The sequence below is a fragment of the Herbaspirillum sp. DW155 genome (genome assembly GCF_037076565.1).
Taxonomy (GTDB): domain Bacteria; phylum Pseudomonadota; class Gammaproteobacteria; order Burkholderiales; family Burkholderiaceae_D; genus Herbaspirillum.
Genome location: NZ_AP029028.1, coordinates 3,318,947 through 3,339,451 on the forward strand (window position 1 = coordinate 3,318,947; position 20,505 = coordinate 3,339,451).

The 20,505-nt window shown below is 61.4% G+C and carries 15 protein-coding genes, 1 tRNA gene and 3 pseudogenes; 13 read left to right on the forward strand and 6 right to left on the reverse strand.

Features of this window, described 5'->3' with window-relative positions; translation table 11 throughout:
* The first annotated feature begins 116 nt into the window (after positions 1-116).
* The gene (gene ppc, locus AACH55_RS15120; RefSeq protein WP_338715426.1) at positions 117-3,032 is read left to right on the forward strand and encodes a phosphoenolpyruvate carboxylase; all 2,916 of its coding nucleotides are present in this window, start codon (positions 117-119) and stop codon (positions 3,030-3,032) included.
* A gap of 66 nt (positions 3,033-3,098) precedes the next feature.
* Here ppc and AACH55_RS15125 read toward each other — a convergent pair whose 3' ends face one another.
* Together AACH55_RS15125 and AACH55_RS15130 are read right to left on the reverse strand one after the other, a co-directional pair.
* Positions 3,099-3,557: a YbaN family protein gene (locus AACH55_RS15125; protein WP_338715427.1), complete on the reverse strand. Its 459-nt coding sequence runs from the start codon at positions 3,555-3,557 to the stop codon at positions 3,099-3,101.
* Entirely contained in the window at positions 3,554-4,213 is a 660-nt protein-coding gene (locus AACH55_RS15130) for a biliverdin-producing heme oxygenase (RefSeq protein WP_338715429.1), read from the reverse strand. Before AACH55_RS15130 ends, AACH55_RS15125 begins: the two co-directional genes overlap by 4 nt.
* A gap of 274 nt (positions 4,214-4,487) precedes the next feature.
* Between AACH55_RS15130 and AACH55_RS15135 the strand changes: the two genes are divergently transcribed.
* Positions 4,488-6,764 carry a TonB-dependent receptor gene (locus AACH55_RS15135; RefSeq protein WP_338715431.1) on the forward strand — a complete coding sequence of 759 codons (2,277 nt, stop codon included), beginning with the start codon at positions 4,488-4,490 and terminating at the stop codon, positions 6,762-6,764.
* A gap of 378 nt (positions 6,765-7,142) precedes the next feature.
* Entirely contained in the window at positions 7,143-8,072 is a 930-nt protein-coding gene (locus tag AACH55_RS15140; protein ID WP_338715432.1) for a dienelactone hydrolase family protein, read from the forward strand.
* A gap of 178 nt (positions 8,073-8,250) precedes the next feature.
* Here the strand turns inward: AACH55_RS15140 and AACH55_RS15145 are convergent, their stop codons facing one another.
* Positions 8,251-9,075, reverse strand: a complete 825-nt coding sequence (locus AACH55_RS15145) for an HDOD domain-containing protein (protein WP_338715433.1) — start codon at positions 9,073-9,075, stop codon at positions 8,251-8,253.
* 508 nt (positions 9,076-9,583) lie between these two features.
* On the opposite strand from AACH55_RS15145, the gene argH reads away from it, so the two are divergent.
* The 8 genes and pseudogenes from argH to AACH55_RS15185 all read left to right on the forward strand — a co-directional run.
* Positions 9,584-10,978 carry an argininosuccinate lyase gene (gene argH / locus AACH55_RS15150; RefSeq protein ID WP_338715435.1) on the forward strand — a complete coding sequence of 465 codons (1,395 nt, stop codon included), beginning with the start codon at positions 9,584-9,586 and terminating at the stop codon, positions 10,976-10,978.
* A gap of 458 nt (positions 10,979-11,436) precedes the next feature.
* Positions 11,437-12,594, forward strand: a complete 1,158-nt coding sequence (locus AACH55_RS15155) for an ABC transporter substrate-binding protein (RefSeq protein WP_338715436.1) — start codon at positions 11,437-11,439, stop codon at positions 12,592-12,594.
* A 109-nt stretch (positions 12,595-12,703) separates the two neighbouring features.
* A complete protein-coding gene (locus AACH55_RS15160; RefSeq protein WP_338715437.1) occupies positions 12,704-13,585 on the forward strand; it encodes a branched-chain amino acid ABC transporter permease in 882 nt (293 codons plus the stop codon).
* 1 nt (position 13,586) lies between these two features.
* On the forward strand, positions 13,587-14,462 hold the full coding sequence (locus tag AACH55_RS15165) for a branched-chain amino acid ABC transporter permease (protein ID WP_338715439.1): 876 nt from the start codon (positions 13,587-13,589) through the stop codon (positions 14,460-14,462).
* Positions 14,462-15,223 (forward strand): ABC transporter ATP-binding protein, encoded by a 762-nt coding sequence (locus AACH55_RS15170; protein ID WP_338715441.1) that lies wholly within the window; start codon positions 14,462-14,464, stop codon positions 15,221-15,223. Before AACH55_RS15165 ends, AACH55_RS15170 begins: the two co-directional genes overlap by 1 nt.
* Positions 15,220-15,951 carry an ABC transporter ATP-binding protein gene (locus AACH55_RS15175; RefSeq protein ID WP_338715442.1) on the forward strand — a complete coding sequence of 244 codons (732 nt, stop codon included), beginning with the start codon at positions 15,220-15,222 and terminating at the stop codon, positions 15,949-15,951. The genes AACH55_RS15170 and AACH55_RS15175 overlap by 4 nt, the downstream gene beginning before the upstream one ends.
* Positions 15,952-16,074: 123 nt before the next feature.
* Positions 16,075-16,159 (forward strand) — tRNA-Leu (locus tag AACH55_RS15180).
* A gap of 194 nt (positions 16,160-16,353) precedes the next feature.
* Positions 16,354-16,848 (forward strand): annotated as a pseudogene (locus AACH55_RS15185) (integrase core domain-containing protein); the annotation flags it as partial.
* Positions 16,849-16,876: 28 nt separating this feature from the next.
* Here AACH55_RS15185 and AACH55_RS15190 read toward each other — a convergent pair.
* A complete protein-coding gene (locus tag AACH55_RS15190) occupies positions 16,877-17,299 on the reverse strand; it encodes a hypothetical protein (protein WP_338715443.1) in 423 nt (140 codons plus the stop codon).
* 148 nt (positions 17,300-17,447) lie between these two features.
* The gene (locus AACH55_RS15195) at positions 17,448-18,320 is read right to left on the reverse strand and encodes a SpvB/TcaC N-terminal domain-containing protein (RefSeq protein ID WP_338715444.1); all 873 of its coding nucleotides are present in this window, start codon (positions 18,318-18,320) and stop codon (positions 17,448-17,450) included.
* Positions 18,321-18,545: 225 nt separating this feature from the next.
* Here AACH55_RS15195 and AACH55_RS15200 point away from each other — a divergent pair.
* Positions 18,546-18,992, forward strand: a pseudogene (locus AACH55_RS15200) (IS5 family transposase); the annotation flags it as partial.
* Between the two features lie 136 nt (positions 18,993-19,128).
* Here the strand turns inward: AACH55_RS15200 and AACH55_RS15205 are convergent.
* The gene (locus tag AACH55_RS15205) at positions 19,129-20,100 is read right to left on the reverse strand and encodes an IS5 family transposase (RefSeq protein WP_338715446.1); all 972 of its coding nucleotides are present in this window, start codon (positions 20,098-20,100) and stop codon (positions 19,129-19,131) included.
* A 74-nt stretch (positions 20,101-20,174) separates the two neighbouring features.
* On the opposite strand from AACH55_RS15205, the pseudogene AACH55_RS15210 reads away from it, so the two are divergent.
* Positions 20,175-20,465: pseudogene (locus tag AACH55_RS15210) on the forward strand (transposase); the annotation flags it as partial.
* Between the last annotated feature and the right edge of the window lie 40 nt (positions 20,466-20,505).

Sequence of the window (20,505 nt, forward strand, 5' to 3'; positions counted from 1 at the left end):
ACGAGACCAGAAGCGAGACGCATACAAAAAACGAGGCAAATTCTAGCACGCACACCTACGGCAATCCGATCCACCAGCACGACTTTCTCTCACGAAAACCGCAGCAACCGTTGATCATGGCGACTACAAATCCAACTAAACGCAGTGCCCGTTCCTCCACATCCACGCCCCGCTCCATCGCTGCCGCCAAGAGCAGCACGGCCAGCAAACCCGCCACCAAACCCGTGCGCAGCACCGACAAGGATGCGCCTCTGAAGGAAGACATCCGCCTGCTCGGCCGCCTCCTGGGCGAAGTCGTGCGGGAACAGGAAGGCGATGAAGTCTTCGAGGTGGTGGAAACCATCCGCCAGACCGCCGTGCGTTTTCGCCGCGAATCCGATGCCAAAGCCGGTGCCGAACTGGACAAGCTCTTGAAGAAACTGACCCGCGACCAGACCAATTCGGTGGTACGCGCGTTTTCGTATTTCTCACACCTGGCCAACATTGCCGAGGACCAGCACCACAACCGCCGCCGCCGTGCGCACCTGCTGGCCGGTTCCGAAGCCCAGCCCGGCAGCGTGGCCTATGCCCTCTCGCGCCTGGATGATGCCGGGGTCTCGGGCGCGCAAGTGCGCAGTTTCCTGAAGGAAGCGCTGGTCTCACCGGTGCTGACCGCCCACCCCACCGAAGTACAGCGCAAGTCCATCCTGGACGCCGAGCGCGAGATTGCCCGCCTGGTGGCCGAACGCGACCTGCCGCTGACCCCGCGCGAACTGCGCCACAACACCGAACTGCTGCGCGCGCGCATCGCCACGCTGTGGCAGACGCGCATGCTGCGCTATACCAAGCTGACGGTGGCCGACGAGATCGAGAACGCCCTCTCCTACTACCGCATCACTTTCCTGCGCGAACTGCCAGCCCTGTATGACGACATCGAAGCCGAGATCGACAGCCAGTTCCCCTCGCGCGCCAAGACCCGCCCCACCGAACTACCGCCCTACCTGCAGATGGGCAGCTGGATCGGCGGCGACCGCGACGGCAATCCCAACGTCAATGCCGCCACCATGCAGCATGCGTTGAAGCGCCAGTCCACCACCATCTTCGATTACTACCTCGACGAAGTGCACACGCTGGGGGCCGAGATGTCCATCTCCACCCTGATGGTCGATGCCAGCCCGGAACTGCTGGCCCTGGCCGATGCCTCGCCGGATCACTCCGAGCACCGCGCCGACGAACCCTACCGCCGTGCGCTCATCGGCATCTATGCGCGCCTGGCTGCCACGGCCCGTTCGCTGGGCGTGGTCAACATCCTGCGCCAGGAAATCGGCACCGCCGCGCCCTACGCCAGCCCGGCCGAATGCGTGGCCGAACTGGAGGTGCTGGTGGCCTCGCTGCAGGCCCATCACGGTGCCGCGCTGGTCAAGCCGCGCCTGGCCGGATTGAAGCGTGCCGTGGAAATCTTCGGCTTCCACCTGGCTACGCTGGACATGCGCCAAAGCTCCGACGTGCATGAGCGCGTGCTGGCCGAGCTGTTTGCCAAGGCCCAGGTCGAGGCCGATTACGCGGGCCTGACCGAAGAACGCAAGATCACCTTGCTGCTGGGCGAACTGTCGCGCCCGCGCCTGCTGTATTCGCCCTACCTGCAGTACGCCGATGAAACCAATTCCGAGCTGACCATCCTGCGTGCCGCGCGTGAAATCCGCCGCCGCTATGGCGAGCGCGCCATCCGCAACTACATCATCTCGCACACCGAAACCCTGTCCGACCTGCTGGAAGTCCTGCTGCTGCAAAAGGAAACGGGTCTGCTGCACATCGAGGGCAACCAACTGCAGGAACTGGAGCTGATGGTCATTCCGCTCTTCGAGACCATCCCCGACTTGCGCTGTGCGGCCGAGATCATGCGCGGATGGCTGACCCTGCCGCAGGTCAAGGGCTTGATCGCCAAGCACGGCAAGCTGCAGGAAGTGATGCTTGGCTATTCGGATTCCAACAAGGATGGCGGCTTCCTCACCTCCAACTGGGAGCTCTACAAGGCCGAGAACCAGCTGGTGGAACTGTTCAATGAAGCCGGCGTGAAGCTGCGCCTCTTCCACGGCCGCGGCGGCACCGTCGGCCGTGGCGGCGGCCCCAGCTATCAGGCCATCCTGGCGCAGCCGCCGGGCACGGTCAACGGCCAGATCCGTCTGACCGAACAGGGTGAAATCATCGCCTCCAAGTTCTCCAATCCGGAAATCGGCCGCCGCAATCTGGAGCTGCTGGTCGCCGCCACGCTGGAAGCGAGCCTGATGCCGGCCGCCACCGATGGCAAGGAAGCCAGGAAGCTGGCCGAGTTCGAGCGTGTCATGGAAGAACTGTCGGAGCGTGCCTATCGCGCCTATCGCAACCTGGTCTACGAGACTCCGGGCTTCACCGATTACTTCTTCGCGGCCACGCCCATTGCCGAAATCGCGCAACTGAACATCGGTTCGCGCCCGGCCTCGCGCAAGGCGACCCAGCGCATCGAGGATCTGCGCGCGATTCCCTGGGGCTTCTCGTGGGGCCAGTGCCGCCTGCTCTTCCCGGGCTGGTATGGCTTCGGCAGCGCGGTCTCGGGCTGGCTGGAGCAAGCCGGCAACGCCAAGGAAAGCGCAAAACGCCTGGCCACCCTGCGCGCCATGTGCAAGGAATGGCCGTTCTTCGCGGCCCTGTTGTCGAACATGGACATGGTGCTCTCCAAGACCGACCTGGCCGTGGCCTCGCGCTATGCCGGGCTGGTGGCCGACCGCAAGCTGCGTACCACCATCTTCGGCCGCATCACCGACGAGCATGAACGTACCAGCGCCATGCTCTCGGCCATCACCGGCAGCAAGGAACGCCTGTCGGGCAATCCGCTGCTGGCGCGCTCGATCAAGAACCGCTTTGCCTATCTCGATCCGCTGAACCACCTGCAGGTCGAGCTGATCAGGCGCCACCGTGCTACCGCAGCGGCCAAGCGCACGCCGGAAGAGCGCGTGCAGCGCGGCATCCACCTCACCATCAATGGCGTGGCGGCGGGCTTGCGCAACACAGGATGAGTCCGGGCCAGGAGAGAAACAAGGCAGAGCAGCGCTAAGCGCCCGGCCTCCCATCCCCCTGTTGCGTCATGCACCGGGGGGATTTTTTTCGGGCAGGGCGTTCTCAGCCTTCCCGCTCCCGGCGGGCGCGGGGCGAGACCACATCCACGCAGCCCCCAGCGCCATGCCGAGTGCCGCCAGGAGGATGATCCAGCGGTGATGATGGATGGTCAGCCCCATGATGAGCAGACACAGCATCATCGTCAGCGAGGCGCTGAGCTTGGCGCGAATCGTCACGGCACGGCCATGACGCCAGTTGTAGATCATGGGTCCGAACAGGCGATGCCCTTCCAGCCAGTGCTGCAGGCGCGGAGAGCCCCGGCTGGCGGCCCAGGCTGACAGCAGGATGAACTCCGTGGTCGGCAGTCCGGGAATGAAGATGGCGATCACGCCAACGGCCAGGCTCGCATAAGCCAGCAGCAGCCAGCCCCACTGCACCAGCCTGCGCACTCCCGCATCGCCCTGTCCGGCCGCAGGCCTGGTCACGCTGCCATCCCCGCCGAGGGAACGCGGCAGAACTGCCTGACATGGGACGATACCCGTGCAAAAGCGTCACCCGCCGCCTCAATGACCTGCGCCTCGGCAGAAGCATCCAGCGCGATGGCATTGAGCTGGGCGACGAAACCGCGCCAGTTGGGCGCACGGCCCTCCGGATGCGGCGCCAGATGGCGCGCACCATGGTTGCAGTGCAGACCGAGCCGGGCCGCCATCTTGTAGAGAAACGCCCCGCCCAGATTCGAACCTTCTTCGACATACAACCAGCCGATCGCAGCCGGCAGGCTGAAGCTGCCCGCAGAGAACACCGGCGCCGGAAGCTCCGGCAGCGGCACGCCCACATCTTGCAGGTCGGCGATGACCTGCGTCAGGCGCGAACGCTCCCTCAGACGCGGAAAGAAGCGGTTCAGCGCGGCATCCTCGAACAGGGCCGCGACATCACGGTGGAAGGCATATTGCATCTGCAGGAAGCAGCCATAGCGTTGCGCCGAGCCGAAGGGATCGAAGCGCATGATGTCAGCATCCAGCGCCTCATGGGCCCGGCTGGTGGCCTGTTTCAGGGAGGCGGCGCGATCATGGTTCGCATGATTCGAATCCGCCGCAGCGATGGTGTCGATGGAGGTGGAGTTGGAGGTAAAAGTGTTCACGTCCTTGGATCCCTGAAGAAAAGAAAACAAACCGACGTGGACACTCCCGACTCGGACGAATATATTCTAGATGCAAATGATTATTAATTGCATTGCCTTTGCAAAAACTTAATCCTAGAATGCAGAACTCATTCACGAAAGGTGAATCAGCCAGCCACTTGTTCTAGTCCACCCGCCGGTACCGATGAAAACAGCGTCAGCGATTTGATGATCCATCACGCCGCCGATCCTGCTAACGCCGGCGGTACCCACAAGACTAGAAGAGGAAGCAGCAATGATTGCAGCAATCAAGCGGCGCGCGCCAGCGCCGATCCCGGCACGTCCCCTGCCCAAGAACCTGACCATCGCCATCCAGCTGGCCCTGGCCGCACTGGCCATCAACCCGGCCCATGCCGAAGACAATGCCCGTAGCGAAGGCAGCCTCCCGCAAATCAGCGTGACGGCGGACAAGACCAGTCGTGCCACCTCGCTGAACGCGGAAGACCTGCAGCGCAACGGCACCACCGACATGGCCAGCGTGATCCGCTACCAGCCGCTGGTGAGCGCCCCCTCCGCCCTCAGCGGTGCGGCCAACCTGTGGGATGGCAGCGGCACGTCGGGCTACAACATCCGTGGCGTGGAAGGCAACCGCATCGGCCTGGACGTGGACGGCATCGAGCTGCCCTCGGCCGTGCCCTTGCCGGACAGCCTCAAGGCCACCGGCGTGGGTATCGGCCGCGATTACATCGATCCCGAACTCTTCCGCAAGGTCGACATCATCTCCGGCACCACCTCATCGGGAGAGAACGGTGCCACCGGCCTGGGCGGGCGCGTCTCGTTCCAGACCAAATCGCCGGACGACTATCTGAGCGGCGGCAAGACCAGCTATCTCGGCGCCAAACTCGGCTACACCTCGGCCGACCAGGCCTGGGCCGAAGCCCTGACCACGGCACAGAAGATGGGCGACTGGAAACTGCTGGCCCTGTATTCCAATCGCGATGGTGCGCTTACCCAGTCCAAGGACGTCAGCGACGGCAACCGCGACAACTGGCATTCGGATGCCATCCTCTTGAAGGCCTTCTACGAAGGGTTGGCGCACCACAAGCTGGGCGTGACGCTGGACTTCTACGACCGCACCGACAACCGCATTCTCGACGGCGCCACCTACAGCGCCTATCCGGCCGGCGCGACCCAGTACTCGACCACGCGCCGCCATCGCCTCCAGGTCGAGGACGAATACACCCCCGCAGCCGGCAGCATCGCCGCCTTCGACAAGCTGCGCATCCAGGCCTTCTACCAGGACAGCAAGAAGGAGGACTACACCATCGCCGCCAACTCGACCAACAGCTACACCCGCCGCATCGATACCTACCTGGCCACCACCAGCGCCGGACTGAGCGCCGATGCCAGCAAGCGCATGGGTGCGCATGACCTGTTCTATGGCCTATCGCTGAGCACACTGGATGAGCAGCGCCCCTGGACCGAAGCGCGTTACACCAATGCCACCGGCGCGCTGGTGAGCGGCTACCCCTACACCAAGGACCGCATGGCTCCCACCCGCACCAACAAGCTGGTGGCCTACGTGCGCGACGAATGGCACCTCACCCCGCGTGCCACGCTGACCCCGGGCCTGCGGGCCGAGTACTGGCACACCCAGCCCGGCGACCTGCGCAATTACCTGTCCAACGTCGGCAGCGCCGCCAGCGAAATCAAGTCCGACCATACTGCCTTCCTGGCACCCAGCCTGCGCTTTGCCTATGCGCTGGCGCCGACCTACGACTTCTTTGCGCAGTACAGCCGCGGCGTGCGCGTGGCGACGGCTGCCGAGAAGACCGGCACCTACGATTCCTCCACCTACGCCAGCTCGGCCTTCCTCTATGCCATCCTGGGCAATCCCGATCTCAAGAACGAGACCAGCGATGCCTTCGAGCTGGGCACCAAGGGTGAGCTGATCGATGGCCTGACGTTGAACACCTCGCTGTTCTATACCCGGTACAAGAACTTCATCGACTACCAGACCACCACCTACAGCGGCACCGCCCTGGCCTATCGCCTGCAGAACATTGCCAATGTCGATATCTATGGCGCCGAAGTGTCGGCCCAGCTGGACCTGGGCACCTATGCCGCTGCGTTGCGCGGTTACAGCCTGGGCAGCAGCGTCGGCGTGTCGGCCGGCCGCTCGCGCAACGATGCCGGTGCCAGCGGCTCGGTCAATTCCGTGGGACCGGCCAAGGGCACGCTGCGTGCGGCCTACGATGACGCCGCGGGCCGATACGGCGCCAGCCTCATCATGACGGCGGTGAAGTCCAAGCGCGCCAGCGCGGATGACGTGTCGGTCTCTTCGACCAGTGGTGCTTACGTGAACGTGCCCGGTTATGCCTTGTTCGACCTCTCCACCTACTGGAAGCTGAGCACCAACGTGACCCTGCACGCCGGCATCTATAACCTGACCGACCGCAAGTACTGGGACTACGCCACCGTGCGCGGCCTGACCACTTCGCAATCCGTGCTGTTCCAGCGGGCGGCCCAACCGGGCCGCAATGCGGCCATCACCCTCAACATCGACCTCTGAAGCCGGGCTTCCCGGGGATGCCGCCGCACCGCGTTGTCGCGGTGGCATCCTGAACTTGTCCAGCGAAGAGACGCCCCGTCTCAAGTTCGCTCTTTACATGCCGATAACAGATGGCTCAGTTGACATTTGACGAAGCAACAAGCTGTTGCGGGCGGCGCACAGCTGCGCCCATGCGCCTGTGCTGAATCAGGTTTTTGCAGCGCAAAAACGATTCTTCGCTGCCGCTCGACGCTTCACTTTTGTAAAATGGAAGCTGAACATATCAAATACATCCGGCCGTCGTAATCCGTGAAGGATATTGCTTCACCGACCATCTTCCCCAGGGGTGGGAAAGGTCGGCGGACGGCGGCCTGGCATCGACTCGGGGAATCAGACATCATGCGACATTGGGCAAAACCGCTGGCCGCGTTCTGCATGGCAGCATCGCTGGCCTTGACCGGCAGCTGGGCGCACGCCGCACCCAACGCGGCGCCGCTGGAGGCAAGCCGCGTTTCGCTCACCAGTGTGGACCAGAAGGGGGGCAAGGCCACCCCGCTTTATGGCGTGTGGATCAAGGCGCGCAAAACATCGGGCAAGGGACCGTTCCCGACCGTGATTGCACTGCATGGCTGCGGTGGTCTCTACAGCATCGTCAAGGATGGCCGGGGCGAATTCACGCCGCGCCACCTGGCCATGGCGCGGGTACTGGCCGACGCCGGCTACAACGTGCTGTTCCCGGACAGCTTCACCCCGCGCGGCCGCCGCTCGACCTGCCAGGACACCGTGGCCCAGCGCGAGGCCAGCGCCATGAACCGCCGTTTCGACGTCGAAGCGGCCATGCACTGGGTGACCTCGCAACCGGACGTGGACGTCAAGCGCATCGCCCTGCTGGGCTGGTCGCATGGCGCCTCGACCCTGCTGGCCTCGATCAACCTGGCCGAGACCGACGTGGCCATCCGCAAGATCCAGCCGCGCGCGGCGGTGGCCTTCTATCCGGACTGCCGCCCCTACGCCAAGACCAGCGAGCCCTTCAAACCGGCCGCGCCCCTGCTGATCCTGATGGGCAAGAACGATGACTGGACTCCGCCCCAGGCCTGCGAAGCCATCGAGCAAAAGATGCAGGGCAGCGACACCGAGATCGCCCTGCGCCTGTATCCGGACACCTACCACGACTTCGACGCCCCCGGCCTGCCGGTGCACGTGCGCATGGACGTCTCCGGAGTGGGCAGCAAACGCGGCGAAGGCGTCACCAGCGGCGGCAACCCGGATGCGCGCAGCCAGGCCTATCGCTCCATGCTCAACTTCCTGGATGCCAAGTTGAATTACTGAGCGGCCCGGCGATCCGGCGGCCCGGCGGTCCGGCGCAGCCCGGATTTCGGCAATTTGCTTCACCAAAAACAATGCCGGCCCCTTGCGGGAGCCGGCATTGTCGTCTGCTTCGGCGTATTTCTTCACATCGGCCGGAAACCACCGTCCACCGGCGCTCTCCGGCCGGTGCCCTGGCAGATCAGTCAAGCATGTCGCGCATGCCCTCGCTCAGCTCGTCCAGCGGCGGCATCGCTTCGGTGAAGGTCCGCAAGCTCAGGCCCAACCGGCCGGCCACCTCGGCCGGGAAGGTCGATTCCAGCTCGTCGGCGTCGTACTTGTGTTCCTCGGCGCGGGCGCGCCAGGCGGCCACGTGGATGAGGGCGGCAAAGGGATCGTAAGTCCCCAGCAGCGGCTGCGGGAAAGCCTTGATGACCTGCGCGAACTCGTCCGGGAAACGCCAGCGGCGCGCCAGTTCGGCACCCACGTCGGCAAAGTCGTAGCCGAAGGAAGTGCGCTCCACATCCAGGCGCCGCGCATCCAGCGGCCCGGCCACCTTGTCCACTTCAAGCGCCTGCTCGGGCATGCCCGCATGCATCACCAGCTGGCCGATGGCATGCATCAGCCCCACCGTGAAGGCAAATTCGGCATTGAGCTTGACCTCTTTGGCCAGCCACTTGGCGATGATGGCCGTATCGAGGCTGTAGCGCCAGAACAGCTTGAGGTCCACGCCGGGCAGCTTCTTGAAGCTGCCGGCCATACCGGTACTGATCACCAGGGTGCGCACGGTCATGAAACCCAGCATCAGCACGGCATCATCGACCGTGCCGATGGTGCGCGAGACATGGTAATAGGACGAATTGGCCAGGCGCAGGATCTTGGCGCTGAGCACCTGGTCGGCGGCCAGCTTCCTGGCGATCTGTTCAATCGAAACCGCGTCGTTGTTGAAACTTTCGATGACTTCCTGCACCACCTTCGGAATACTCGGCAAGGCAGTTTGCTGCTGGAACAGTGCTTCCAATTTCATGCTTCTCTCCTGTAAGACGACCCCCAGACATCTCGCTTTTGAGCGCTTATCAGGACCACCCCCGTGGCATGTGCGGCCGGACGATGCCCCCCACGACGCCGACTGGCCCCGGCATCATCCTGGCTGCGCCGTAGCTGGCAGCCCTCTCTTCTCCGGAAACCTGCAGAACTTCTCCCGGATCAGTCATCGCGCCTTCAGTATAACGTCAGCAAATGTCAGTCACCCACGGCTTTTTCTGGCGGCCGGAAGGCGGGCACAAAAACAACAAGCCGCACTGATGCCACGGCGAAACTCGCTGATTCGTTCATCTTCTTGCTACGCAGGGAGAAGCCGCGATCACCAGCGGCTGGGAATGGACGAAAAAGAACTGGCACAACGACGCAAAAAAACCGCGCCCCGGGCGCAGGAAAACGCGAAAAATCCGCGCCGGGCAGCATTTCCGGCTGCATTGCCGTGGCTTGGCGCAGTTGTGCTTGCTATAATCGCCCCTTCTCCGGAATTCCCTGATATGACAGACCAATTTGCTAAAAAGGGCGAAGCCTGGTCGGCTCGCTTTTCTGAACCCGTCTCCGATCTCGTCAAGCGCTATACCGCATCGGTGTTCTTCGACAACCGCATGGCCCAGGTCGACATCCAGGGCTCGCTGGCGCACGCCGAAATGCTGGCCCATCAGGGCATCATCAGCGCGGCCGACTACGCCGACATCCAGCGCGGCATGGCCCAGATCAAGGGTGAAATCGAGTCCGGCCAGTTCGAATGGCTGCTGGACCTGGAAGACGTCCACCTCAACATCGAGAAGCGCCTGACCGAACTGGTGGGCGACGCCGGCAAGCGCCTGCACACCGGCCGTTCGCGCAACGACCAGGTGGCTACCGACATCCGCCTCTACATGCGCGGCGCGGTCGACGACATCATCGGCCTGCTGCGCGAATTGCGCCTGGCCCTGCTGGACCTGGCCGAGCAGCACGCCGACACCATCCTGCCCGGCTTCACCCACATGCAGGTAGCGCAGCCGATCACCTTCGGCCACCACGTGCTGGCCTATGTCGAGATGTTCGGCCGCGATGCCGAACGCATGATCGACGCCCGCAAGCGCATCAACCGCCTGCCGCTGGGCGCGGCTGCCCTGGCCGGCACCACTTTCCCGATCGACCGTCTGCGCGTGGCCAAGACCCTGGGCTTCGATGACGTCTGCCGCAATTCGCTGGATGCCGTCTCGGACCGTGACTTCGCCATCGAATTCTGCGCCGCCGCGGCACTGGTGATGACGCACATCTCGCGCATGTCCGAAGAGCTGGTGATCTGGATGAGCCCGCGCGTGGGCTTCATCGATATCGCCGACCGCTTCTGCACCGGCTCGTCGATCATGCCGCAGAAGAAGAACCCGGATGTGCCCGAACTGGCGCGTGGCAAGACCGGCCGCGTCAACGGCCACCTGATCGCCCTGCTGACCCTGATGAAGGGCCAGCCCCTGGCCTACAACAAGGACAACCAGGAAGACAAGGAACCGCTGTTCGATACCGTCGACACGCTCACCGATACCCTGCGCATCTTCGCCGACATGGCCCGCGGCATCAGCGTCAAGCCCGAAGCCATGCGCGCGGCGGCCCTGCAAGGCTATGCCACGGCAACCGACCTGGCCGACTACCTGGTCAAGAAGGGCCTGCCCTTCCGCGACGCCCACGAAGCTGTCGCCCACGCCGTGCGTACCTGCGTGGACAAGGGTTGCGATCTGGCCGACCTGTCGCTGGATGAACTGCGCGCCTTCTCCGACCTGATCGGTGAAGACGTCTTTGCCGTGTTGACGCTGGAAGGCTCGGTGGCCGCCCGTGACCATATCGGCGGCACCGCACCCAACCAGGTGCGTGCGGCCATTGCGCAACTGCGCAAGGAACTGAACTAACCGCTGAAACGAACGCATGGCGCCATCGTTCACCCGTTCGGACTGAGTAGCGGCGCAGCCGCGTATCGAAGGCGCGCAGTCGCTGCGCCTTCGATACAGCCCTTCGGGCCTACTCAGTCCGAACGGGAACAGATGGTTTGCGCGCCAGCATCAAAGAAGAGCACCACCCCTCGTCCGCTGGCCGGACGATGTTCGCATGCCGCTCTGGCGCGCCCTACCCGGGCGCGTTGCAGCGGGTTGTAAGTGCTGGCGCAGCCTGCCTTGGCAGGCTGCGGCGGCTGTATCGAAAGAGACCGCAAAACGGTCTTCAGAGGATGGAGCACAAGTCCCGGCCATCCCGGGCGCCTTTTGCATCATCCTCGATGAAGAAATCGCCTCATGACGTCGCGCCGCGCTGTTGCGCACGGCGCAGCGTGATGCGGACGATTTCTACAATATCTAACTGAGGAGAGAACTCGATGCAATTCAATACCATGCTCAAGACCATTCCGGCCCTGCTGATCGGTGCCACCCTGTCTTCGGCCGCGCTGGCCGCCGACATCAAGCTGGGCGTCGCCGAAGCGCTGACCGGCCCGGCCGCCAAGTATGGCGTAGCCATCAAGAACGGCTTCACGCTGGCTTCCGAAGAGATCAATGCCAAGGGCGGCGTCAACGGCGACAAGCTGGCCCTGGTGATCGAAGACGAACAAGGCAAGAAGGAAGAAGCCATCAACGTCTTCAAGAAGCTGATCTTCCAGGACAAGGTGCTGGCCGTCTTCGGTCCCACCCTGTCGAACTCGGCCTTCGCCGCCGACCCGATCGCCAATGCCGCCAAGGTGGTGGTGTTCGGCACCAGCAATACCGCTGACGGCATCACGGCCATGGGCCCCTTCACCTTCCGCAATTCCGTGATGGAAGCCGACGTGCTGCCTGTCACCGTCAAGGCCGCCGTGAAGCACTTCGGCATCAAGAAGGTCGCCGTGATCTACGGTAACGACGACGCCTTCACCAAGTCCGGCTACGACGTCTTCAAGGCCACCCTGGAACAGCAGAAGATCCCCGTCACCACCACCGAGGCCTATGCCAAGGGCGACGTCGACTTCAAGGCCCAGCTGACCAAGATCAAGGCCGGCAACCCGGACGCCATCGTCTGCTCCTGCCTGGCTGAAGAAGCCGCCAACATCATCCTGCAGACCCGCGCGCTGGGCATGAAGCAGCCCTTCATCGGCGGCAATGGCCTGAACTCGCCCAAGCTGTTCGAGATCGCCAAGGATGCCGGCGACAACACCCTGATGGGCAGCCCCTGGTCGGCCGAGAACCAGACCCCGGCCAACAAGGCCTTCATCGCGGCCTACAAGGCCAAGTTCGGTTCCGACCCTGACCAGTTCGCCGCGCAAGCCTATGACGCCATGTACATCATGGCCGATGCGATCAAGAGCGTGAAGCTCACCGGCAACCTGGCCAAAGACCGTGACGCCGTGCGCGCCGCGCTGCCGGCAGTCAAGATCGATGGCGCCACCGGCAAGTTCGCCTTCCGCGCAGCCCCGGCCGTGGCCGGCAAGCAGGTCGGCTTCGATGCAGACCAGGAAGCCATCGTCAACATCGCCAAGGGCGGCAAGTTCGTCCTGCTGAAGTAAGCAGCCCAAGGCTGCAAAGACGGTCGCTGCCGGACCACCGGCGGCGACCGCTCGCAAGTCATCGGGCGCCACGCGGCGCCCGGCGTCACCTCACCTATTGCAGGTTCCCATGTTAGAACAACAGCTCATCAATGCACTCTCGCTGGGCAGCGTGTACGCGCTCTTCGCGCTCGGTTTCACGCTGGTCTTTGGCGTGTTGGGCGTGATCAATCTTTCGCACGGCGCCATCTTCATGCTGGGCAGCTATGCCGCCCTGCTGCTGGTGGAGCAGATGGCCCTGCCCCTGTGGGTGGCCCTGCTGCTGGCCATGGTGGCCACGGGCCTCCTGGGCCTCATCATCGACGTGCTGGTCTTGAAGCCCTTGCGCCGCCGCAATGCGCCGCACCTGATCCCGATGATCGCCACCATTGGCGTGGCCATCATGATCACCAACATTTCGCAGGGTATCTTCGGCGCCGAGAACAAACGCTTCCCCCAGGGCACCATCCCTGAAGACAGCGTGAGCCTGGGCAACCTGCACATCACCGCCGTGCAGGTGGCGATCATCGTGATCGCCTTCGTGCTGATGGTGGTGCTGCTGGGCGTGATGCGCAAGACCCAGCTGGGCCGCGCGCTGCGCGCCATCGCCGAGTCGCCCAAGGCGGCTTACCTGCTGGGCATCAACGTCGAGGGCCTGTTCCTGCTGACCTCGTTTGCCGCAGCGGCTTTGGGTGGCGCGGCCGGGGTGCTGGTGGGCGTGTCCTTCAATGCGATCTCGCCCTTCATGGGCCAGCCGATGCTGCACAAGGGCATCGCCGTCATCATCCTGGGCGGCATGGGCGATATCCGTGGCGCGATGATCGGCGGCCTCTTCCTCGGCTTTGCCGAAGTGCTGACGGTGGCCTATATCTCGAGCGACTTCCGCGACGCGGTGGCCTTTGGCCTCCTGTTCCTGATCCTGCTGGTAAAACCCTCCGGCATGTTTGGCAAAGTGCTGGAAAGGAAGGCATAAGATGGGCTTCATGGATTGGTGGGATGGCTTCTGGGCCACCTACAACACCGTCATTTTCAGCATCGGCGTCAATGCCATGCTGGCACTCTCGATCTACGTCACGCTGTCCTGCGGACTGCTGTCGCTGGCCAATGCAGCCTTCATGGGCATCGGCGCCTATACCGCATCGCTGTTGACGATGCAGTTCGACATGCCCTTCCCCATCGCGCTGGCAGCCGGCGGCGTGCTGCCCTCGCTGGTGGCGCTGGTGATCGGCATCCCGACGCTGCGCCTGTCGGGCGTGTATCTGGCCATGGCAACGCTGGGCTTTGGCGAAGTGGTCCGGGTGATCGTGCTGAACCTGGACATCACCGGCGGCCCGATGGGCTTGAACGGCGTGCCGCCGATCACCGAATGGTGGCACATCGTGCTGCTCTTGGGCGTGACCATCTATGCGCTGGCGCGCCTGCGCCGTTCCAAGATCGGCCGTGCCTTCGAGGCCATCAAGGAAGATGAGATCGCCGCGCGCCTGATGGGCGTAAACGTGGCCGGCTACAAGCTGCTGGCCTTCGTCATCGGTGCGGCCATCGCGGGCGTGGCCGGTGGCCTGAACGCGCACTTTACCTTCACCATCGGCCCCAACAACTATGGCTTCGAGAATGCCGTGGACATCCTGACCATGGCCGTCTTCGGCGGCACCAGCAACCTGATCGGCCCGATGATAGGCTCGACCATCCTCTCGCTGCTGCCGGAAGTGCTGCGTCATTTCAAGGACTTCCGCCTGGCCATCAATGGCCTGATCCTGATCCTGGTGGTGCTGTACCTGCCAAAGGGCATCTGGGATCCGCGCCGCATCCGCGCCTTCCTGGGTCGCAACGCTGAGAAGAAGGTGAAGTAATGCTTTTACAACTGAACGACATCAGCAAGAACTTCGGTGGCCTGCAAGTGCTGCAGGGCGTGAACTTCAACGTCCGGCAAGGCGAGATCTTCGGCCTGATCGGCCCCAATGGTGCCGGCAAGACCACGGTCTTCAACCTCATCACGGGCCTGCTGCGCGCGTCCTCCGGCAGCATCCGCTTCAATGATGACGACATCGGCGCGGTCGCCCCGCACAAGATCACCGAGCGCGGCATCGCCCGCACCTTCCAGAACATCCGCGTGTTCAAGGAAATGACGCTGCTGGAAAACGTGGTGGTCGGCATGCACGATCACCTGAACTATGGCGTGGCGAGCATGCTCTTCAATCTCGGCGGCTTCCGCCGTGCGGAGAAGGAAGCGCGTGAACGCGCGCTGGAACTGCTGTCCTGGGTGCGCCTGGATCACAAGGCGCACATGCTGGCCGACAGTCTCTCCTATGGCGAGCAACGCAAGCTGGAGTTCGCCCGTGCGCTGGCGACCAAGCCCAGGCTGTTGCTGCTGGATGAACCGGTGGCCGGCATGAACCCGGCTGAGAAGACCGAGCTGATGAGCGAGATCGTCAACATCAAGCAGCGCGGTTTCACCATCTTCATGATCGAGCATGACATGCGTTTCGTCATGGGCCTGTGCGAGCGCATCGCCGTGCTCAACTTCGGCAAGATCATCGCCGAGGGCACCCCGGACCAGATCAAGAACAACCAGGAAGTGATCGAGGCCTATCTCGGCAAGGAAGAAGCATGAGCGCCAGCGGCAACAAAGAACCCATCCTGCAGGTCGAGGACCTGGCAGTGGCCTATGGCCACATCGAAGCGGTCAAAGGCATCAGCCTGTCCCTGAACGAAGGCGAGATCACCGCGCTGGTCGGTGCCAATGGCGCCGGCAAGAGCACGTCGCTGCTGGCCATCTCCGGACTGGTGAAGGCGCAGCGCGGGCGCGTGCTGCTCAACGGGCAAGACCTCTTGCAGATGTCGCCGCACCGGATCGTCGAATCCGGCGTGGTGCAGGTGGCCGAAGGCCGCGCGACCTTGACCACGTTGACCGTCGAAGAAAACCTGGCCTTGGGCGCTTACACCCGCCGTGACAAGGACGGCGTGGCGCGTGACCTGGAGTGGGTGTATTCCCTCTTCCCGGTACTGAAGAACCGTGCGGCCGGACTGGCGGGCAATCTCTCCGGCGGCGAGCAGCAGATGCTGGCCATTGGCCGGGCGCTGATGGCCAAGCCCAAGGTCTTGCTGCTGGATGAACCGTCGATGGGCCTGGCCCCGTTGATCATCCAGGAAATCTTCCGCATCGTGCAGGAGATCAACAAGACCGGCATGACCGTGCTGCTGGTGGAACAGAACGTGCGTCAGGCGCTGCGCATCGCGCAACGCGGTTATGTGCTGGAGACGGGCAAGATCGTGCTGGAGGATAGCGGTGCGAATCTGCTGGACAATCCCAAGGTGGTGGAGGCTTATCTGGGTGGTTGATGGGCATGGATGGCAGCTGCGAAAAAGAATAAAAAATTTTTCAATTAAGTGTTGACCATCAGGCTCAGAGGCCTTAATATGCAGCCTCTTTCAAGCACAGCAAGTTATCGCTGATGCCAGAAGGCCCACGTGGCGGAATTGGTAGACGCGCATGGTTCAGGTCCATGTGCCGCGAGGTGTGGGGGTTCGAGTCCCTCCGTGGGCACCAAGACATAAAAGGCCGGTTGATGAAAATCAACCGGCCTTTTGCGTTTTGGGGGCCATTTTACCCCTGTGGCACTTGATGGTGGGAATGCTTTGCGATGTACTAGGATCTTCCAGATCAAAGGCTGGCAGGTCAAGAAGCGTCCAATTGATTTCCGTCCCTGGGTGAAGGCCTTGCCGTAGGTAGCCACAGGACCAGACCAGCGCTGGGCCACCGATCTGTGTCGCATCTGGACAGGGCGTGATGGCTGGGCGGTGCTGGCCCTGGTGATTGATTGCCACACGCGGGAATTACTGGGCTGGCATCTGTCGCGTTCGGGCAAGTCGAAGACGGCAGAGTCAGCCTTGGAGCAAGCGCTGATCGCGCGTTATGGTTCGCTGGAGCGCGTGACGGCGCCGTTCTTGCTGAGGTCCGACAATGGGCTAGTGTTCACCAGCCGTAGTTACACAGCGTTGGTCCGCAGTTACGGACTGCAGCAGGAGTTCATCACGCTGCATTGCCCGCAGCAGAATGGCATGGTCGAACGCGCCATCGGAACCCTGAAGGAGCAATGCGCTCATCGGTATCGCTTCGAAACGTTGCAACACGCCAGTCGAATAATTGGCGACTGGATCGGTTTTTATAACCACCGCCGGCCGCATCAGGCGCTGGGCATGAAGACACCGGCTGAGGCGTTTGCTTTAGCTGCTTGATGTGAGCAGATTTGGCTGGGTCATTACACTACTGAAGCCCAGAGAAATAGGTTTGGAGAAAAGAAGTAGAATCCGGCACGCCCTCGCTCGCATCCATTTTCGCTACAAGAGTTAAGAACCAGCTAAGCAATTCAGCGACGTCTTCGGACGGCGGCTCAGCATATAGGAAGCATATTGCCGCCCGTATCGCACAAATATCTGGTTGCGAAAAATCTGTACTTGCAGACTTCGCATCCAGAGATTCCCAGCATCGAATACGGGCGCGTTCAAGCTGTTCCGCCGAAGCTTGGGATCGCTGAAAGCGCGTGGCAACCTCTAGAGCGTCCGCTGCAACTGAAGGCAAAGTGAATAAACCGAGATATGCGGTCATGAAGCCGCAAACACGGCGAAAAGCTTCAGCATGCCCAAACTTCTTCTGCATTGCTTCGACGAAGTCAATCACAATATCCATTAATGTTCCACTCCAAAATAATCAAGCAGTGCTTTACAAGAAGAACAAGCATCCATGAAGCTACCATGCGATTCCTTTCCGGCTGCTCGAATTCTTACCGCCTGACTTGTACCTCCTGCAGGGTTGACACCAGCGTCCACAGCCTTGCTCAGACATCCAACTGCATAGCAGGCAAACAGCTATTCTCGCTATTGCACATCTGCATCCAAGTAATCTTCGAGGCATCTCCGGGCGAGACCACTCCATATCCGATGACCCAATTGAATACCAGAACCTTGGAGCTATACATCTTTATCTGTGTCAACTTGACCGTGTTTTTGATCAGACTCCCAGCCATATAGGAGGTTGTGACATCTCCCCGACCTTCATAAACAAATTGCACCGTATTTTTTGGCGGAGTGGCAGCCTTGGAGCTACCAGTGTAGTCAATAGCCGCCGGATAAAATTCTCCCGTTGAGCCATCCTGATAGTAGCTGACGGCTTGATAGTTACCTACGGTGTCCTCAATACGATTGAGCGCCCAAAATCTGACGGCAACTTTACCCAAAGCTTTAATTGAAGAATCACTCGTCGCACCATAAGACATGATCTGTCCGGACTTAGTCCATACCTTGAACCACGCCGGGCCATTGCCGGTAGATCCATATGACACGATCTTCGCGAAACTTTCCCGCTCCGTCCGATATTCAGTACCATCGCCACCGTTCGCCCCACTGATGGCGATAAGCCACTGCCCATCCAAGCAATAGCGATCGTTCAGGTCGTAGTTCACCGCGCCTCGAGCACCGTCTTGAGCCATCGTCCTGGGGCAACGCGAAATACCCCCGAGGCCTCCCAAGCTCCAGCCGACTCCGAGCAATCCATTATTGGCCTGACTACTGTAGTTCAGGGTTAGTTTCGGCTCCATCCCCCCGCCCCCCGGAGGCATCTGAATGGGGATCGTGTACGTTGCGCCCCCCGATTCGCTAACCTGAAATTGACCCGGCGTGCTCATTTGCCCATTGACGATGGTGGCAAGCAAACTACCTGCGATCAATACGAAGCCAGACAATATCCGGCGAGTCAATGGCTTTCTCAAAAGATGGCAATACACTTAGCTAACCCCTGTTCTGATATTTAAACCCATTGATAACTTGGACCTCCCTCGCACCTTCGCTCTCTTGCAAGCTTAAGGCAACGCTGAACAAGTAAACGAACTTATTTTTCATCCGTTATAGAGGTATCAGAAAGCGGCGAGGAAAGAGCGATGAAACAACAAACCTTAGCGATGGCGCAAGATCAGGGCTTCGAGCAGCACCGCAAGCCGACGAGACGGGAAGTGTTTCTGGAGACGATGAATCGTATCGTTCCGTGGTCGTCGCTGTGCGCGGTAGTAGAGCCGTACTATCCGAAGGCTGGTAATGGAAGGCCGCCGATCGGTCTTGAGCGGATGTTGCGCATTCACTTTTTGCAGCACTGGTTCAATCTGGCGGATCTGGCGTGTGAAGAGGCGTTGTATGACAGCGCCAGTTTGCGACGATTCGTCGGGATTGATCTGGGTCGAGAACCTGTTCCTGATGCCACCAGTGTGCTGCGGTTCCGACATTTGCTGGAGCGACACGAACTGGGCGAGGCCTTGTTTGCCGCTGCAGGAAAGATGTTGCAGGAAAGCGGGATGAGCCTGAAGACAGGCACGATAGTGGATGCCACGTTAAGGCTTCGCTGAATTAGCATTCGATTGCGCTGATGACGCGAGATATAGAGCACAACGCATTTCAATGCGGCGAGATTTCTATGTTTTTGCTGCACTTACGGGCGACTTTGAGGGCATTTTCGCCCTCCAGCGCCCGTCATGGACGCACCTGTCCCATCAGCTGACTGCGAGCCAGGTAAATATTGGCCAACGCCAAAGCGGTGAACGCACGACATCCGTTCTTCATCAAGCCGCGATAACGCACCTTCGTAAATCCCCACAACCGCTTGACCACCGCAAATACATGCTCAACGCGAGCGCGAATCTTCGATTTGTGACGGTTCTTCCTCCGCTTGACCTCATCGACCGATCCGTCCCCGCCTCGCACACGATCATTGGTGAAGTCGCGGGCCTGAGGCGCTTTACTACGCATCAGTTCCTTCTGGCTTGCATAGGCGCTGTCTCCGTACACACGTCGCTCCTTGCCGTGCAGTAACGACGTCAACGCATGCTTGTCGTGCACGTTGGCCGACGTCACCATCGCGCTGTGCACCAATCCGCTTTGGCTGTCGACTCCAATGTGCAGTTTCATACCGAAATGCCACTGCTTGCCCTTGCGCGTCTGACGCATCTCCGGATCGCGTTCCTTCTTTGCATTCTTGGTCGAACTCGGTGCAGCAATTAACGTGGCATCCACTATCGTACCTGCCTTCAGGCTCATCCCGCTTTCCTGCAACATCTTTCCTGCAGCGGCAAACAAGGCCTCGCCCAGTTCGTGTCGCTCCAGCAAATGTCGGAACCGCAGCACACTGGTGGCATCAGGAACAGGTTCTCGACCCAGATCAATCCCGACGAATCGTCGCAAACTGGCGCTGTCATACAACGCCTCTTCACACGCCAGATCCGCCAGATTGAACCAGTGCTGCAAAAAGTGAATGCGCAACATCCGCTCAAGACCGATCGGCGGCCTTCCATTACCAGCCTTCGGATAGTACGGCTCTACTACCGCGCACAGCGACGACCACGGAACGATACGATTCATCGTCTCCAGAAACACTTCCCGTCTCGTCGGCTTGCGGTGCTGCTCGAAGCCCTGATCTTGCGCCATCGCTAAGGTTTGTTGTTTCATCGCTCTTTCCTCGCCGCTTTCTGATACCTCTATAACGGATGAAAAATAAGTTCGTTTACTTGTTCAGCGTTGCCTTAATTGCTGCACCGAGTTCGACCAAGAATGCAAAGAAGGAACGCGATCCGGAGATGCGTCAGACGCGCAAGGGCAAGCAGTGGCATTTCGGTATGAAACTGCACATTGGAGTCGACAGCCAAAGCGGATTGGTGCACAGCGCGATGGTGACGTCGGCCAACGTGCACGACAAGCATGCGTTGACGTCGTTACTGCACGGCAAGGAGCGACGTGTGTACGGAGACAGCGCCTATGCAAGCCAGAAGGAACTGATGCGTAGTAAAGCGCCTCAGGCCCGCGACTTCACCAATGATCGTGTGCGAGGCGGGGACGGATCGGTCGATAGCTCAA

Coding starts and splice junctions, on each gene's coding strand:
- ppc (WP_338715426.1), top strand. CDS start 117: ATGGCGACTACAAATCCAACTAAACGCAGTGCCCGTTCCTCCACATCC.
- AACH55_RS15135 (WP_338715431.1), top strand. CDS start 4,488: ATGATTGCAGCAATCAAGCGGCGCGCGCCAGCGCCGATCCCGGCACGT.
- AACH55_RS15140 (WP_338715432.1), top strand. CDS start 7,143: ATGCGACATTGGGCAAAACCGCTGGCCGCGTTCTGCATGGCAGCATCG.
- AACH55_RS15145 (WP_338715433.1), bottom strand. CDS start 9,075: ATGAAATTGGAAGCACTGTTCCAGCAGCAAACTGCCTTGCCGAGTATT.
- argH (WP_338715435.1), top strand. CDS start 9,584: ATGACAGACCAATTTGCTAAAAAGGGCGAAGCCTGGTCGGCTCGCTTT.
- AACH55_RS15155 (WP_338715436.1), top strand. CDS start 11,437: ATGCAATTCAATACCATGCTCAAGACCATTCCGGCCCTGCTGATCGGT.
- AACH55_RS15160 (WP_338715437.1), top strand. CDS start 12,704: ATGTTAGAACAACAGCTCATCAATGCACTCTCGCTGGGCAGCGTGTAC.
- AACH55_RS15165 (WP_338715439.1), top strand. CDS start 13,587: ATGGGCTTCATGGATTGGTGGGATGGCTTCTGGGCCACCTACAACACC.
- AACH55_RS15170 (WP_338715441.1), top strand. CDS start 14,462: ATGCTTTTACAACTGAACGACATCAGCAAGAACTTCGGTGGCCTGCAA.
- AACH55_RS15175 (WP_338715442.1), top strand. CDS start 15,220: ATGAGCGCCAGCGGCAACAAAGAACCCATCCTGCAGGTCGAGGACCTG.
- AACH55_RS15190 (WP_338715443.1), bottom strand. CDS start 17,299: ATGGATATTGTGATTGACTTCGTCGAAGCAATGCAGAAGAAGTTTGGG.
- AACH55_RS15205 (WP_338715446.1), bottom strand. CDS start 20,100: ATGAAACAACAAACCTTAGCGATGGCGCAAGATCAGGGCTTCGAGCAG.